Annotated in this window: 16 protein-coding genes; 9 read left to right on the top strand and 7 right to left on the bottom strand. The window is 73.1% G+C overall.

Annotated elements, in window-relative coordinates; translation table 11 throughout:
* Positions 1–115 precede the first annotated feature (115 nt).
* Positions 116–2,707: an ATP-dependent chaperone ClpB gene (clpB, locus tag BN344_RS12280; protein WP_040338708.1), complete on the top strand. Its 2,592-nt coding sequence runs from the start codon at positions 116–118 to the stop codon at positions 2,705–2,707.
* Positions 2,708–3,079: 372 nt separating this feature from the next.
* On the top strand, positions 3,080–3,550 hold the full coding sequence (locus BN344_RS12275; protein ID WP_155858861.1) for a hypothetical protein: 471 nt from the start codon (positions 3,080–3,082) through the stop codon (positions 3,548–3,550).
* Positions 3,551–3,559: 9 nt separating this feature from the next.
* Here the strand turns inward: BN344_RS12275 and BN344_RS12270 are convergent, their stop codons facing one another.
* On the bottom strand, positions 3,560–4,030 hold the full coding sequence (locus BN344_RS12270; RefSeq protein WP_155858860.1) for a hypothetical protein: 471 nt from the start codon (positions 4,028–4,030) through the stop codon (positions 3,560–3,562).
* 167 nt (positions 4,031–4,197) lie between these two features.
* On the opposite strand from BN344_RS12270, the gene pyrE reads away from it, so the two are divergent.
* Together pyrE and BN344_RS12260 are read left to right on the top strand one after the other, a co-directional pair.
* Positions 4,198–4,752 (top strand): orotate phosphoribosyltransferase, encoded by a 555-nt coding sequence (gene pyrE, locus BN344_RS12265; RefSeq protein ID WP_040338705.1) that lies wholly within the window; start codon positions 4,198–4,200, stop codon positions 4,750–4,752.
* A gap of 123 nt (positions 4,753–4,875) precedes the next feature.
* Positions 4,876–6,303 (top strand): FAD-binding oxidoreductase, encoded by a 1,428-nt coding sequence (locus BN344_RS12260; protein ID WP_040339186.1) that lies wholly within the window; start codon positions 4,876–4,878, stop codon positions 6,301–6,303.
* Here BN344_RS12260 and BN344_RS12255 read toward each other — a convergent pair.
* The 3 genes from BN344_RS12255 to BN344_RS12245 are packed head-to-tail and all read right to left on the bottom strand — an operon-like array spanning position 6,281 to position 8,108.
* Positions 6,281–6,775, bottom strand: a complete 495-nt coding sequence (locus BN344_RS12255; RefSeq protein ID WP_155858859.1) for an NUDIX hydrolase — start codon at positions 6,773–6,775, stop codon at positions 6,281–6,283. The genes BN344_RS12260 and BN344_RS12255 overlap by 23 nt on opposite strands.
* A 7-nt stretch (positions 6,776–6,782) precedes the next feature.
* A complete protein-coding gene (locus BN344_RS12250; RefSeq protein ID WP_040338704.1) occupies positions 6,783–7,586 on the bottom strand; it encodes a class I SAM-dependent methyltransferase in 804 nt (267 codons plus the stop codon).
* Positions 7,587–7,595: 9 nt separating this feature from the next.
* Positions 7,596–8,108 (bottom strand): P-loop nucleotide/nucleoside kinase family protein, encoded by a 513-nt coding sequence (locus tag BN344_RS12245; RefSeq protein ID WP_040338703.1) that lies wholly within the window; start codon positions 8,106–8,108, stop codon positions 7,596–7,598.
* A 65-nt stretch (positions 8,109–8,173) separates the two neighbouring features.
* Between BN344_RS12245 and BN344_RS12240 the strand changes: the two genes are divergently transcribed.
* The 4 genes from BN344_RS12240 to BN344_RS20305 all read left to right on the top strand — a co-directional run bounded on the left by BN344_RS12240 (position 8,174) and on the right by BN344_RS20305 (position 11,420).
* On the top strand, positions 8,174–9,526 hold the full coding sequence (locus BN344_RS12240; RefSeq protein ID WP_040339184.1) for an FAD-dependent oxidoreductase: 1,353 nt from the start codon (positions 8,174–8,176) through the stop codon (positions 9,524–9,526).
* Positions 9,527–9,674: 148 nt separating this feature from the next.
* Positions 9,675–10,709 carry a class II fructose-bisphosphate aldolase gene (gene fbaA, locus BN344_RS12235; protein ID WP_040338702.1) on the top strand — a complete coding sequence of 345 codons (1,035 nt, stop codon included), beginning with the start codon at positions 9,675–9,677 and terminating at the stop codon, positions 10,707–10,709.
* Positions 10,709–11,131, top strand: a complete 423-nt coding sequence (locus BN344_RS12230) for a DUF3151 domain-containing protein (RefSeq protein WP_040338701.1) — start codon at positions 10,709–10,711, stop codon at positions 11,129–11,131. The genes fbaA and BN344_RS12230 overlap by 1 nt, the downstream gene beginning before the upstream one ends.
* Positions 11,132–11,276: 145 nt before the next feature.
* Entirely contained in the window at positions 11,277–11,420 is a 144-nt protein-coding gene (locus BN344_RS20305) for a GPGG-motif small membrane protein (RefSeq protein WP_166518233.1), read from the top strand.
* A gap of 132 nt (positions 11,421–11,552) precedes the next feature.
* Here BN344_RS20305 and BN344_RS12225 read toward each other — a convergent pair whose 3' ends face one another.
* The 3 genes from BN344_RS12225 to BN344_RS12215 all read right to left on the bottom strand — a co-directional run bounded on the left by BN344_RS12225 (position 11,553) and on the right by BN344_RS12215 (position 14,129).
* Positions 11,553–12,371: an ATP-binding cassette domain-containing protein gene (locus tag BN344_RS12225; RefSeq protein ID WP_081788573.1), complete on the bottom strand. Its 819-nt coding sequence runs from the start codon at positions 12,369–12,371 to the stop codon at positions 11,553–11,555.
* Positions 12,368–13,420, bottom strand: coding sequence for an ABC transporter permease (locus BN344_RS12220; protein ID WP_040339182.1), 1,053 nt, complete (start codon positions 13,418–13,420; stop codon positions 12,368–12,370). Before BN344_RS12220 ends, BN344_RS12225 begins: the two co-directional genes overlap by 4 nt.
* A gap of 94 nt (positions 13,421–13,514) precedes the next feature.
* The gene (locus tag BN344_RS12215; protein ID WP_040338700.1) at positions 13,515–14,129 is read right to left on the bottom strand and encodes a hypothetical protein; all 615 of its coding nucleotides are present in this window, start codon (positions 14,127–14,129) and stop codon (positions 13,515–13,517) included.
* Between the two features lie 162 nt (positions 14,130–14,291).
* Between BN344_RS12215 and BN344_RS12210 the strand changes: the two genes are divergently transcribed.
* The gene (locus tag BN344_RS12210; protein ID WP_040338699.1) at positions 14,292–15,581 is read left to right on the top strand and encodes an adenylosuccinate synthase; all 1,290 of its coding nucleotides are present in this window, start codon (positions 14,292–14,294) and stop codon (positions 15,579–15,581) included.

Here is a 15,581-nt window from a genome sequence, read left to right as displayed (position 1 = left end):
CGAGCGGACTCAGCGAGGTTGAGTGGAACAGACTCAACTCGCCGGTCGTTGCACAGATCGATCCCGTGAGGTCGACGACCCCGCGCACGACAGAGAGAGGACGGACGCCGCGACCATGGAGAGCAAGCTCACCACCCGTTCGCAGGAGGCCATCGCCGCCGCCCAGCGGCTCGCCGTCGCCCGCGGCCAGGCGGCCCTGGAGCCGCTGCACCTGCTGGCTGCGCTGCTCGAGCAGGACGACGGCATCGCCGGGCCGCTGCTGAAGGCGGCCGGCGCCGACGCGGCCGACGTCAAGGCCAAGTCCGAGGCGGCCGTGCGCCGGCTGCCCAGCGTCAGCGGCGCCACCGTGCCCGCGCCCTCGCCGTCGCGCGAGTTCCTCCGCGTCATGAACGACGCCGGGGAGCAGGCGAGTGCGCTCGGCGACGAGTACATCTCCACCGAGCACCTGCTCGTGGGGCTCGCCGGCTCGAGCGGCGAGGCGGGCACGGTGCTCACCAGCGCCGGTGCCACCCGGGACGCGCTGCTCGCGGCGTTCCGGACCGTGCGCGGTTCCCGCAAGGTGACCACCCCCGATCCGGAGGGCACCTTCCAGGCTCTGGAGAAGTACGCGGTCGACCTCACCGCGCGGGCGCGCGAGGGCAAGATCGACCCGGTCATCGGACGGGACACCGAGATCCGCCGCGTCGTCCAGGTGCTCTCCCGGCGCACCAAGAACAACCCGGTGCTCATCGGCGAGCCCGGCGTCGGCAAGACCGCCATCGTCGAGGGCCTGGCGCAGCGCATCGTCGCCGGCGACGTCCCGGAGAGCCTCAAGGGCAAGCGGCTCATGGCGCTGGACCTGGGCTCGATGGTGGCCGGTGCCAAGTACCGCGGTGAGTTCGAGGAGCGGCTCAAGGCCGTCCTGCAGGAGATCACCGACGCCGAGGGGCAGATCGTCACCTTCATCGACGAGCTGCACACGATCGTCGGCGCCGGCGCGACCGGCGAGTCGGCCATGGACGCCGGCAACATGATCAAGCCGATGCTCGCCCGCGGTGAGCTGCGCATGGTCGGCGCCACGACGCTCGACGAGTACCGCGAGCACATCGAGAAGGACCCCGCGCTCGAGCGCCGCTTCCAGCAGGTCTACGTGGGTGAGCCGAGCGTCGAGGACACCATCGGCATCCTCCGCGGGCTCAAGGAGCGCTACGAGGTGCACCACGGTGTCCGCATCACCGACACCGCGATCGTCGCCGCGGCGACCCTCTCCGACCGCTACGTCACCGCCCGGTTCCTGCCGGACAAGGCGATCGACCTGGTCGACGAGGCCGCCAGTCGGCTGCGCATGGAGATCGACAGCCGCCCCGTCGAGGTCGACGAGGTGGAGCGCGCCGTGCGCCGGCTGGAGATCGAGGAGATGGCGCTGGCCAAGGAGGACGACCCGTCGTCCATCGAACGGCTGGCGGCTCTCCGGTCCGACCTGGCCGACAAGCGCCAGGAGCTGGCCGAGCTGACCGCGCGCTGGCAGCAGGACAAGAGCGCGATCGGCCGCATCCAGGCCATCAAGGAGGAGCTGGAGCGGCTGCGGCTGGAGGCCGAGCGCGCGGAGCGGGACGGCGAGCTCGCCCGCGTCGCGGAGCTGCGCTACGGGCAGCTGCCCCAGCTGGAGAAGTCCCTCCTCGAGGCCGAGGCATCGGTCGAGACCGGCGAGTCCATGCTCAAGGAGGAGGTCGGCGCCGACGACATCGCCGAGGTCGTCCAGGCCTGGACCGGCATCCCCGCCGGCCGGCTGCTCGAGGGCGAGACCCAGAAGCTGCTGCGCATGGAGGACGGGCTCGCCGCGCGGGTCGTCGGGCAGCCGGATGCCGTGCGCGCCGTCTCGGACGCCGTCCGGCGGGCCCGATCCGGCGTCGCCGACCCGGACCGGCCCACCGGTTCCTTCCTCTTCCTCGGCCCGACCGGCGTCGGCAAGACCGAGCTGGCCAAGGCGCTGGCGGAGTTCCTGTTCGACGACGAGCGGGCGATGGTCCGCATCGACATGAGCGAGTACTCCGAGAAGCACTCGGTGGCGCGCTTGGTCGGGGCGCCGCCCGGCTACGTCGGCTACGAGGCCGGCGGCCAGCTCACCGAGGCGGTGCGGCGCCGTCCGTACACCGTCGTCCTTCTCGACGAGGTCGAGAAGGCGCACCCCGACGTCTTCGACGTCCTGCTCCAGGTGCTCGACGACGGGCGGCTGACCGACGGGCAGGGCCGCACGGTCGACTTCCGCAACACCCTGCTGATCCTCACCTCGAACCTGGGGTCGCAGATCATCGCCGACCAGTCGGTGCCCGAGGAGCGCCGCCGCGACGCGGTGCAGGAGGTCGTGCGCTCGCACTTCAAGCCGGAGTTCCTCAACCGGCTGGACGAGGTCGTGATCTTCCGGGCGCTGGGCAGCGAGGAGCTGACCGGCATCGTCGACATCCAGGTCGGTGTCCTCGCCCGGCGTCTGGCGGCCCGGCGGCTCTCGCTGCGGGTCACCGACGCGGCGCGCGAGTGGCTTGCGCTCAACGGCTTCGACCCGGTCTACGGCGCCCGTCCCCTGCGGCGGCTGGTGCAGTCGGCCATCGGCGATCAGCTGGCCAAGGCGCTGCTCTCCGGCGAGATCCGGGACGGCGACGAGGTGGTGGTCGACTGGCCGGCCGACGTCGCCGACGGTGACAGCGGTCTGAGCGTCGTACGCGGCTGAGTCTTCGGCGGCAGGCTGCGGCGGGGCCGGTGGTCCGCGCGGACGGCATCGTCCATGATCGTCGTGAACCGGTTACCGGGAGGCGCGGGGATGACAGCAGGACAGAGCGGCCAGCACGGCGAGCCGGGAAGCAGCGGCCAGGGCGGGACCGGAGGGCAGGGCGGCTCCGGCGGCTCCGGCGGCCCGGAGGGCTGGAACGCGCCGCCTCCGCCCCAGGGCTGGAGCGCGCCGCCTCCGCCGCAGGGCTGGAACGCGCCGCCTCCGCCGCAGGGGTGGGGCCCGCCGCCTCCCGGGCAGCCGTACCCCTACGGTCCGGCGCCGACCCCGCCGCCCGGGTACGGGCCGCCGCCCGCCGGCTCGGTGGAGCCACCCGTGACGGTGCGGGCCGGCATCGGGGCGTTCGTCGCCACCGTGGTGCTCGGCCTCGTCGCCTCCGTCGTCATGTACGCCAACTGGGACGAGATCAGTTCCGAGGCGATCCGGCAGGCCGGCGCGGGGCTCAGCGGCAGCGAGCGGGAGACGGCGGAGGAGGTCGCCGAGCTGGTCGTCCAGTTCGCGCTCGTGGCCGGGCTGCTCTTCACGGCCGTCTTCCTGGTCTTCCTGTGGTTCGCCTGGCGCGGGCGCAACTGGGCGCGCGTGGTCCTCTGGGTCCTGGGCGGGCTGTCCATCCTGAGCGGGTTCGCCGGCATGGGCGGCGGCGGGACCGGCGTCGGCTACGTCGACGGCCTCAACCTGTTCAGCTGGCTGCTGACCCTGGCCGGGGTCGTGCTGCTGGCGCTCCAGCCGAGCAACGAGTGGTACCGCTACATGCGCTGGCTGCGCGACACCGGTCAGCAGCGCTGACCGCTCCGGTCAGCCGTCGCTGCGCAGCGACGGCACCCACTGGCGCGTCGTCCTCGCCATCAGGCTGGTGAGGCCGGCGATCGACAGGACCAGCAGGAGCAGGCCGGCGACGGTGACCCCGCCGGCGGCCAGCACGCTGAACAGGGTCAGCAGGGTCAGCAGCGCGGTGGCCGCGACCCCGATCCAGCGGGCCCACGGCTGCCGCCGCGGCAGGAACAGCGCCGCGAGCGCGAGGACGACGCCCAGCACGAGGTAGGGGACCAGCGACAGCATCACGAAGTTCTCCGCCTCGTCGCGGGTCACGTCCTCGACGTCCTCGACGATGCGGTCGACCGCGGCGTCGAAGCCGGCCCACAGGAGCCCGCCGTTCAGCAGCAGCAGGGCGGCCAGCACCCCCATGACGACGATGGCCACGCGGACCGAGGTCGGCATGACCGGGGTGGCGTCATCGGCAGGGGTGGGGGGAGTGGGCGTCGACACGGCCTCAGCCTGGCAGACCGCCGCCGTCGCCCGGTCGCACCCCGGATGATGATCGCCCGTGCATCCCGACCGGGCCCGGGGCCGGGGACGGGAACGAACGGCGTCACTGCCGCGCCGGGCACGGACGGCGAGATCCGACCGAGGAACGCTGGCCTAGGGTCGATGCCATGACGGCTCCCGCTGCCCAGCCCGACCGCGACCGGCTGCTCGAACTCATCGTCGACCTCGCGGTGGTGCACGGGAAGGTGACGCTCTCCTCCGGCCGTGAGGCCGACTGGTACATCGACATGCGCCGCCTCACGCTGCACCACGAGGGCGCGCCGCTGGTGGGCCGCGTGATGCGTCAGCTCACCGGCGACCTGCGCTACGACGTCGTCGGCGGGCTCACCCTGGGCGCCGACCCGGTGGCGACGGCGATGCTGCACGCCGCCGCAGCGGGTGAGGGCTTCCTGGACGCCTGCGTGGTGCGCAAGACGGGCAAGGCCCACGGCCTGCAGCGGCGGATCGAGGGACCTGATGTCGCGGGCCGCGCCGTCCTGGTGGTCGACGACACCTCGACGACCGGCGGCAGTCCACTCACCGCGGCGGAGGCGCTGCAGGAGGCCGGCGCCGAGGTCATCGCCGTCGCCGTGATCGTCGACCGAGGAGGGCGCGAGGCCGTCGAGGCGGCCGGCTTCGAGTACCGCGCCGCCTTCACCGCGGCCGACCTCGGCCTCTCCTGACGGTGCCGGCGACGATCAGCTGACCTGATCGTCGAGCGTCCTCCCTCACCGTGGGACCTGAGGGAGGACGCTGCACGATCAGGTTCCCTGATCATCGCCGGGACGGCGTCGTACGGTGTGACGGTGACCACTTCCTGGCTGACCGAGCTGCAGGACGCACTGGGCGCCGACAGCGTCCTCACCGATCCCGACGTCACCGCCGGGTACGCCCGCGACGCCGCGATGATGGCCCCCGCCGGCACACCGGCCGCCGTCGTCCTCCCCCGGAGCACCGACGACGTCGTCGCGGTCATGCGCATCGCGACGCGCCACCGCGTCCCGGTCGTGCCGCGCGGCGCGGGGTCCGGGCTGGCCGGGGCCAGCAACGCCGTCGACGGCGCGATCACGCTGGTCATGACCCGGATGGACGCCGTGCTCGTGGTCTCGCCCGCCGACCGGCTCGCCGTCGTCCAGCCCGGCGTGGTCAACAAGACGCTACGCGACGCCGTCGCCGGCCACGGGCTGTTCTATCCGCCGGACCCCTCCAGCTACGACTGGTGCACCATCGGCGGCAACCTCTCCACCAACTCCGGTGGCCTCTGCTGCGTGAAGTACGGCGTCACCACCGACTACGTGATGGGCCTGGAGGTCGTGCTCGCCGACGGGCGGGTGCTGCGCACCGGACGGCGCACCGTCAAGGGCGTCGCCGGCTACGACCTGCCCCGGCTCTTCGTGGGCTCGGAGGGGACGCTCGGCGTCATCACCGAGGCGACGCTCGCGCTGCGCCCGGCCCCGCACCGCCCCGTCACCCTCGCCGCCTCCTTCGCGACGACGGCGCAGACCGGCCAGGTGGTGGAGCGCGTCGTCACCAGCGGCCTGGTGCCCAGCCTGCTCGAGGTCATGGACAACACCTGCATCTGCGCGGTCGACGACCTGCTCAGGGCCGAGCTCGACCGCGGGGCGCATTCGCTGCTGGTCGCGCAGTCCGACGCCGGGGGAGAGGCCGCCGCGGCCGAGATCGAGGCGCTGGCGCAGATCTGCCGCGAGGCGGGAGCGGACTTCGTGCACAGCACCGACGATCCCGCCGAGGGCGACCTGCTTCTCCAGGCACGGCGCATGGCGCTACCGGCGCTGGCCGCGATGCGCAGCGGCATGCTGGTCGACGACGTCGCCGTGCCGCGCTCGCGGATCGCCGAGTTCCTCGACGGCTGCGACGCCATCGCCAGCGAGCGAACGGTGATCATCGGTGTCACGGGGCACGCCGGCGACGGCAACATGCACCCCTGCATCTCCTTCGACGGCGCCGACGCCGACGAGCGGGACCGGGCCTACGCCGCGTTCGACGACATCCTGGAACTCGGCCTCGGCATGGGCGGCACGATCACCGGGGAGCACGGGGTCGGCTCCATCAAGGTCGACTGGCTGGAGCGCGAGATCGGACCGGTCGCCCTCGACGTGCACCGCGCGATCAAGGACGCGCTCGACCCGGACGGTCTGCTCAACCCGGGCAAGGTGTTCCGCCGTGCGTCCGTGCGGGACCTGGCGGCGGTCAGGGAGCTGACCGGCAGCTGAGCCGGAGCCCGTGCAGCCACATCGCCTGAGCCGGCCAGAGCGCTCCGGCGGCTGCCTCGAGAGAGATCCAGCGGAAGGCGAAGCGGTGCTGGACGACGTCGCCGCCGGAGCGCTCCTCCCACTCCCACCGTTCCTGCCGAGGAGGGTCGTCCAGCCGGAGGTGGAAGGCGTGGACGACGTGCTCCTCCAGGCCGGGCGGCACGTTCCCCGGCTCCGACCTGTTCCAGGCCTCCCCGAGCTTCCGGACGACGACGGTGTCGACGAGCCCGGACTCCTCCGCGACCTCGCGCAGGACTGCGTCCTCGGGGGACTCGCCGACGTGGATGCCGCCTCCCGGGACCTGCGTTCCGGCCTCCTGGTCGACGTGGTCGAACACGAGCAGCCGCCCGGCCGGATCCGTGACGAAGGCGGTCGCGCGCTGGTAGCAGTCGGGATGCCACGGGGCCATCGCCGTCAGCCGTCGTGCGGGCATCGTGCCTCTACCCGCCGGCGCGGGCGGTCAGCTGCCAGAAGCGCGCGGTGCGCCAGTACGGCTCCCGCTCGCACAGGAGCAGTTCCAGCTCCAGCAGCTGCTCGTAGAACTCCGGCTCGGCCTTGCGTTCGTCGTCGGCGATGAGGTCCATCAGGCAGCGGATGCCGAACCGGCGCTCGACGGTGCACCCGGCCCCCGCCAGCGCCTGCTCGACCTCGGCCGCCTCCAGGCGGCGCATCTCGTGGTCGAAGGTCTCGCCGTGCACGGTGGGGGAGTCGAGGACGGCGCGGGCCCGGCCCGGATCGAGCCGTCGCACCGCGGCTGCGAGCACGTCCATCGCCGGGTTGGGTGCCATCACCGACAGCACGCCGCCCGGCCGGGCCAGCCCCGCCAGCAGGCGCACGGTGGCCGGCACGTCGGCGCGGTAGTGCAGCACGTTGTGGCACAGGACGACGTCGAAGCTCCCCAGCTCGCCGGGGCCCTCGCCCGGGACCAGGTCGTCGAGGTCGGCGTGGACCACCCGCACGGCGGTCCCGCGGGCGGCCGCGGTCTCCCGAGCCCGCGCGAGGAGTTCGGGCGCGAAGTCGAGCACCGTCACCTCGTGCCCCTGCGCCGCGAGCGGCAGGCTGTCCGTGCCGTCGCCACCCCCGACGTCGAGCACCCGCAGGGGCGCGGGCAGGTCGGCCACCGCCCGGGCCGTCGTCTCCCGGACGACGTCGTAGCGCAGCCGGCCCCACGGCGAGGACTGCCACGACGCCCAGTCGCCGGCGCGCCCGCCGAAGACGCCGGCCGGGGCTCCACCGTCGGACATGCGGTGACCCTAGAGGCCGGGGAGCCCCGTCAGGACGTCGTGCAGCACCTCGTCCACGGCGCCGTCCGCACGAATGCGCAGACACGACCCCTCGGGCCACGGCGCGTAGCTCGCCGCCCGAACGAGGACGTCGTCCCAGGACGGTTCGGGGACGTGCGCCAGGTCGCGCTCCCGGCCCTCCAGCCGCCGGCGGTGCTCGCCGGCGTCGTCGAGCACCAGCAGCACGAAGGCGAGCTCCGCGCCGGTGTTGGCCGCCGCCACGCGCCACGTCTCCCGGGCGGGCTCGCTGTCGTTCACCGCGTCCACCACGACGGAGGAACCGAGGGCAAGGTGCTGTTCGGCCTCCCGGCGGGCCGCCTCGTACGCCGCCACACCGGTCTCCCACGTCCGCGGGTGCCCGGCGTCCAGCAGCCCGTCCTCGATCGGGTCGACCGAGACGTGGGCCGCCGCCCGTCGCTCGGCGAGCGCGGCCGCGACCGTGGTCTTGCCCGTGCCGGGCAGACCGGAGATCACGACGAGCACCCGCTCACAGTGCCGGATCCCTGCCGCCGCGTGCCAGCGCCGGTACCTGGTGACACGCTGTGGCCGTGAGCACCGATCGGCTGGTCGTCATCGGCGGGGACGCCGCCGGGTTGTCGGCCGCGGCGCAGGCCCGGCGGCTGCGGCCCGCGGAGGACCTGGAGATCGTGGTCCTCGAGCAGGGCCCGGAGATCTCCTACTCCGCCTGCGGGATCCCGTACTGGATCGGCGGGCAGGTCCCGGACCGCGACGCGCTGCTCGCCCGTACGCCGGCGCAGTTCGAGGCCGACGACATCACGGTGCACACGCACGTCCGCGCGGAGGAGATCGACCTGTCGGCGGGAGAGGTGCGCGCCTCGGACGGGCGGCGGTTCGGGTACGACGACCTGATGGTCGCCACCGGCGGTCGCCCGTTCCGCCCACGGGTGCCCGGCCTGGACGCCGAGGGCGTCTTCGGGGTCCACCGGCTGGCCGACGGCGCCGACATCCGGGCCGCGATCGCTGCCGGGGCGCGGCGGGCCGTCGTCCTGGGCGGTGGGTACATCGGCCTGGAGATGGCCGAGGTGCTGCAGGCCCGCGGGCTGTCGGTCACCGTCGTCCTCGCCGACCCGCTCCCCATGGCGCAGCTGGACCGGGACATGGCCGAGCGGGTCTGCAAGGCCATGGGCGACATCGGCATCGATGTGCAGCCCGAGCAGCCGGTGCGCGAGATCGAGACCGGCGCCGACGGCGTGGTGCGCGCGGTCCGCACCGACGCAGGCAGCTACGACGCCGATCTCGTCGTGCTGGGTCTGGGGATGGGACCGGAGACGGAGCTCGCCCGCGAGGCAGGACTGCAGATCGGCGTCACCGGGGGGATCGACGTCGCGCACACCCAGCGCAGCCGCTCCCACCCGGAGGTCTTCGCCGCGGGCGACTGCGCGCAGACCTTCCACCGGATCACCGGCGAGGCCGCCCACGTGGCCCTCGGCACGCACGCCAACAAGCAGGGCCGGGTGGCCGGCTCGGTCATCGGCCGGCGGCCGGCCCGCTTCGCCGGTGTCCTGGGGACGGCGGCCACCAAGGTCGGCGACCTCGAGATCGCGCGCACCGGGCTGTGCACCACGCAGGCCGAGGAGGCCGGCTTCGACCACCGCAGCGAGACGATCGAGGCGACCACCCGGGCCGGCTACTACCCCGGTGCCGAGGCGATCGCGGTCAAGCTGATCACCGAGCGCGGTTCGGGGCTGCTCATCGGGGCGCAGCTCGTCGGCGGACCGGGCAGCGCGAAGCGGATCGACGTCCTGGCCACCGCCATCTGGGCGGGGATGACGGCGGAGGAGCTGGCCGGCTCCGACCTCTCCTACGCCCCGCCGTTCTCGCCGACCTACGACCCCGTCGCGGTGGCCGCCCGCGTCTCCAGCCGCATCGAGACCGGCTGACCGCAGGTCGACGTCACCCGTCCGGTCGTCCTCCCCACCACCGTGGGGTCACGGGGTCAGCCCCGGCGCACCGGCGTGAGCGCGCCGGCGGGATACTGATCACCGACGTACAGCGCCGTACACCCGCTTCTCCGGAGGAGTGCAGAGCATGCCCATCGCGACCCCCGAGGTCTACGCCGACATGATCAGTCGGGCCAAGGAGGGCGGGTTCGCCTATCCGGCGATCAACTGCACCTCGTCGGAGACGATCAACGCGGCTCTCCGCGGCTTCGCCGACGCCGGCAGCGACGGCATCATCCAGTTCTCCACCGGCGGCGCCGAGTTCGGCTCGGGCACCAAGGTGAAGGACATGGTCACCGGCGCGGTGGCGCTGGCCGAGTTCGCCCACGTCGTCGCCGAGAAGTACCCGGTGAACGTCGCGCTGCACACCGACCACTGCCCCAAGGACAAGCTCGACGGCTACGTCCGCCCGCTGATCGCGCTGTCGCAGGACCGGGTGGACGCCGGCCAGGAGCCGCTCTTCCAGTCGCACATGTGGGACGGCTCGGCCATCGAGCTCGGCGAGAACCTCGACATCGCCGAGGAGCTCATGGAGAAGTCCGCGGCGGCCAAGCTCGTGCTCGAGCTGGAGATCGGCATCGTCGGCGGCGAGGAGGACGGCGTCGTCGCCGAGATCAACGAGAAGCTCTACACCGCCGACGGCGACTTCCTGCGCACCGCGCAGAAGCTCGGCCTCGGCGAGCGCGGCGTCTACCTGCTGGCGGCGACCTTCGGCAACGTGCACGGCGTCTACAAGCCGGGCAACGTGAAGCTGCGCCCGGAGATCCTCAAGCAGGGTCAGGACGTCGTGGCGAAGGAGTTCGGTCTGGGCGAGGGCGCCAAGCCGTTCAACCTGGTCTTCCACGGTGGGTCGGGCTCCTCGGAGTCCGAGATCCGTGAGGCGATCTCCTACGGCGTCATCAAGATGAACGTCGACACCGACACCCAGTACGCCTTCACCCGGCCGGTCGCCGCCCACATGTTCACCAACTACGACGGCGTGCTGAAGATCGACGGCGAGGTCGGCAACAAGAAGGCCTACGACCCGCGCAGCTACCTCAAGGCCGCCGAGGCCGGCATGGCCGCCCGCATCGTCGAGGCCTGCGAGCACCTGCTCTCGGCCGGTCAGTCGCAGGCCGCCTGATGAGCCACTCCCACGGCAACCTGCTGGGCGAGCCGCCGGCGACCTTGCTGCCGGCCACTCCGGAGGCCGACGCCGAACTGGCTCAGGGGGCGACGCCCGCCGAGGTCGTCGCCCACCACCCGACCGTCAGCGCTCTGTGGGCCGAGCTGGCCGAGGAGGCGCTGAACCGGTCGGAGCGGCAGCTCTCCGACACCATCGAGGCCTACGCCTACGCCCGCACCGGCTACCACCGCGGGCTGGACGCGCTGCGCCGCAACGGCTGGAAGGGCTTCGGGCCGGTGCCGTGGTCGCACGAGCCCAACCGTGGCTTCCTGCGCTGCGTCACGGTGCTGGCGAAGGCCGCCGAGGCCATCGGCGAGCACGACGAGCACGAGCGCTGCACCCAGCTGCTCCGCGACTGCGACCCCACCCTCGCTCCCTGAGTGTGACCCTCGGTAACGGCTACCCGGAGAGACCTGCAGGCCGCTGACCTCGGGTTTCCACAGCGTGGGTTTCCGAGTTGATCGTGATAGTCATCACTGTGAGTGCACGGCGCCGTCCAGGCGCCCGCACGAACGGAGCCAGCGCATGACGACGTTGCTGCTGATCCTCGCCGCGATCCTGGTGATCGCCGGGATCGTCTCGATCGTCCGCGGTCAGTTGCTGTGGGGCATCGTGCTGATCATCGTCGGACTGCTCGTCGGTCCCGGTGGGGTGAGCATCTTCAACTGAGCGAGCCCCGGACCCTGATCTCCAGGGCCCCGGGGCGTCGCCGGTCGATCCGGCCCTACGGCCCGGACGACACCGACACCACACGTGAGCGGCCCTCCCCGATCCTCGGGAGGGCCGCTCACGTGCGTCGCCTCAGCGCTCGCCGAGCTCGGGGTGCAGGGCGGTCAGCGCGTCGGTGAGGATGCCCAGCTGGTCGCCGCCGGCCATCAGCGCGGTGAGGGAGTCGGCGTCGACGTCCTCCCGCGTGAGGCTGCCGGCCACCTGGCCGCCGGCCAGCAGCAGGAAGCGGTCGCCGATGAGGTGGGCGTAGCGCGGGTTGTTCGTCACGACGACGACGACCAGCCCCTGGGCGCGGGCGGCGAGGATGGCCTGCCCGAACAGGGTCTGCCGGGCCACGGTCACCGCCGTCGTCGGTTCGTCGATGATCAGCGCGCGGGCGCCGAAGTGCAGCGCGCGGGCCACCGCGAGGCTCTGCCGTTCACCGGCCTGCAGCTGGCTGGCGGGCTGGTCGGGATCCAGGCCGGGCACGCCGACCCGCGCCATCGCGCGGGCCGTGGTCTCGCGCGCGGTGTCGAGGTCCAGCCGGCGCAGCGGCCACCTGCCCACGGTCGGCTCGGCGCCGAGGAAGAAGTTGCGCCAGACGGAGAGCAGCGGCGCGACCGCGAGGTCCTCCCAGACCGTGGCGATGCCCGCGGCCCGCGCCTGCCGGGGGGAGCGGAAGCGCATGGGGGTGCCGCCGACGAGGAGCTCGCCCTCGTCGTGCCGGAGCAGTCCCGACAGGAGGGCCACCAGCGTCGACTTCCCCGAACCGTTCTCCCCCAGCACGCAGCCGATTTCGCCGGCGGCGAACAGCGCGCTCACCCGGGAGAGCGCCGGCACGCTGCCGTGGCGCACCGTCACCCCGCGCAGCTCGAGGCCCGGCGGAGGGGCTGCCGGCAGATCCGTCGTCACGAGCGGGGCACCCCCTTCAGCCGGTGCCCCACCACGCCGTTGGCGAGCAGGGCGACGAGGAGCAGGACGCCGAGGAACGCCCGGAACCAGGGCGCGTCCCAGCCGACCAGCTCGATGCCCTCGTGGGCGACGGCGTACAGCAGCGCCCCGATCGCCGCGCCGAACGCCGAGCCGTAGCCCCCGGCGAGCAGGCAGCCGCCGAGCACGGCGATGACGATGTAGTCGATGCCGGTCGACAGCCCCGAGTTGCTCACCTCGACCCCGGCGAACCGGACCAGCCCCAGCGTGCCGATGAGCCACCCGGCGATGGCGCTGAGGCAGAACAGCGACACGGTGGTGCGGCGCACCGGGACGCCCAGCTCGCGGGCCGCCGTGCGCGCGCCGCCGCTGGCGAACACGGCGTTGCCGAACTTCGTCCGCCAGAGCGCCCACGTCGCCACGACGGTGACGCCCAGCCACCACAGCAGCGAGACGCGGAACCGGCCGTCACCCAGCTGCGTCGTCGAACCGAACAGCGTGGCGGCCGAGGCCCAGCCCGGGGCGTCGTCGAGCCCCTCGATCCGCGTCGATCCGCCGATGGACTGCATCCCGGCGAGCGTCGTCCCCTGCAGGACCAGGAAGGACGCCAGGGTGACCAGGAAGCTGGGCAGCCCGGTGTTGACGACCAGCACCCCGTTGACCAGACCGATCAGCAGGGCGCCGCCGAACGAGGCGGCGAGGGCCGGCCAGATGCCCCACCCGGCGTGGTGGATCAGCAGGGCGGTCAGGGCCGACGAGGCGAGCGCCAGCATGCCCACGGACAGGTCGAACTGGCCTGCGACGAGCAGCAGCGCGACGGCCACCGCACCGATGCCGAGCGTGGCCGCCACGTCGAGGACGTCGGCGAGCCCGGCGGTGCCCAGCAGCTCCGGCGCCTGCGCGCCGAAGAACGCCACGACGAGGACCAGGCCGATCAGCGCGGGCAGGCTCGGCCGGGCCAGCACCCAGCGGCCCCACGTGGTCCGCGGCGTCGCGACACGGGAGATCCCGTGCCCGGGCAGCTCGACCATCACGGGCGCGGTCCGGCGGTACGCGGGGACGACGGCAGCGGGACCTCCTCGACGAGCGTGACCCACAGTGTCCACGACCCCCGGGAGGTGCCGTTCAGGGGTGCAGCAGCCAGCGGACCCGGTCGTCGGCGTACCAGGTCCAGCGGTGCACGGGCCGGGTGAACCGGACGCCGTCCCGGAGCACGCGGGCGGGGTCGCACGCCACCTGCAGCGCCCGCCCGCTGGTCCGGCGGGTGGGGCGCAGCGGCAGGGTCATCACCGTGACGCCGATGGTGTCGACCGCCGTCCAGTCGGGGCGGACGTCGATCCGGGTGATCTCGCCGTCGGCCACCCGGATGTCGTCGTGGTGCGCCTGCAGGCCCAGCCGGCGGCTCAGCGAGCGGCGCCCGTCACCGTCGGCCTCGATGCGGCCGTGGTGCAGCAGCACGCCGCCGTGGTCGTCGCGGACCAGCGTCAGCTCCCGCGGAGCGCCGGAGCCGATGCCGAGGTCGCGGGCCAGGCCGGTGGAGTCCTTGTCGCCGCCCGGCTCCCACGACACGGGCACCTCCGCGGTGCGCCCGGCCTTGAGCAGCACCGCGAGCACCGCCGACAGCCCCGCGACCGGTCCGCGGACGAGCACCGACGACGCGTCCGCGGCCCCCGCGACGGCGGCCGCGCGAGGTGCCTCACCGGCCGCCAGCCGCCGCAGATCCAGCTCGACCGAACCCATGCGGATACCCTGCCATCCGGACCACGCCGATCCACGGGTGGCGAGGAGCGACCCTCCGCGCCGAGCGACCGACCCACCCCGCCACCGAGCGACCGACCCACCCCGCCACCGAGCGACCGACCCACCCCGCCACCCCGACGAGACCAGGGAGAACCACCTCCGATGCCGGCAGTCGTGCTGATCGGCGCCCAGTGGGGCGACGAGGGCAAGGGCAAGGCCACCGACCTGCTCGGTGGCCGCGTCCCCTACGTCGTCCGCTACCAGGGCGGCAACAACGCCGGCCACACGGTGATCACCCCGGACGGCGAGAAGTACGCCCTCCACCTGATCCCGTCCGGCATCCTCACGCCCGGGTGCACGCCGGTCATCGGCAACGGCGTGGTCATCGACCCGGAGGTGCTGATCCGGGAGCTCGCGGGCCTGGAGGAGCGGGGCGTGGACACCTCGCGCCTGACCATCTCCTCGGACGCGCACCTGATCATGCCGCACCACCGTGCCCTGGACAAGGTCACCGAGCGGTTCCTGGGCAAGCGCAAGATCGGCACCACGGGCCGCGGTATCGGCCCGGCCTACGGCGACAAGGTCGCCCGTACCGGCATCCGCGTGCAGGACCTGCTGGACCTCTCGATCCTCCGGCAGAAGCTCGAGGGCACGCTCCAGGAGAAGAACCAGATCCTGGTCAAGGTCTACAACCGCAAGGCGATCGACGTCGACGAGGTGGTCTCCGAGTACGCGGCGTACGCCGACGTGTTGAAGCACCGGATCGCCGACACCCGGCTGCTGCTCGGCAAGGCGCTCGACGCCGGCGAGTGGGTGCTCCTGGAGGGGTCGCAGGGCACCCTGCTCGACGTCGACCACGGCACCTATCCGTTCGTGACGTCGTCGAACCCGACCGCGGGCGGCGCCGCCGTCGGCGGCGGCATCGGGCCCACCCGCATCGAGCGGGTGGTCGGGATCCTCAAGGCGTACACGACGCGCGTCGGCTCCGGCCCGTTCCCCACCGAGTTGCACGACCAGTGGGGCGAGTACCTGCGCAAGCAGGGCGGCGAGGTGGGCGTGACCACCGGCCGCGACCGCCGCTGCGGCTGGTTCGACGCCGTCATCGCGCGGTACGCCAGCCGGGTCAACGGGATCACGGACTACTTCCTCACCAAGCTCGACGTGCTGTCCGGGCTGGAGACCGTGCCGATCTGCGTCGCCTACGACATCGACGGCGTCCGGCACCACGAGATGCCGATGACCCAGACGGACTTCCACCACGCCACGCCGGTGTACGAGGAGATGCCCGGCTGGTTCGAGGACATCCGGCACTGCCGCACCTTCGACGAGCTGCCGGCGAACGCGCAGGCCTACGTGCGGCGCCTGGAGGAGCTCGCCGGTGCCCGGATCAGCGTGATCGGCGTGGGCCCGGGCCGCGACGAGAACGTCGTCATCCACGACTTGATCGGCTGA

Origin of the sequence: Candidatus Blastococcus massiliensis AP3 (genome assembly GCF_000582785.1) — a bacterium.
GTDB lineage: Bacteria > Actinomycetota > Actinomycetes > Mycobacteriales > Geodermatophilaceae > Blastococcus > Blastococcus massiliensis.
This window is presented reverse-complemented; position numbering and strand designations above follow the sequence as displayed.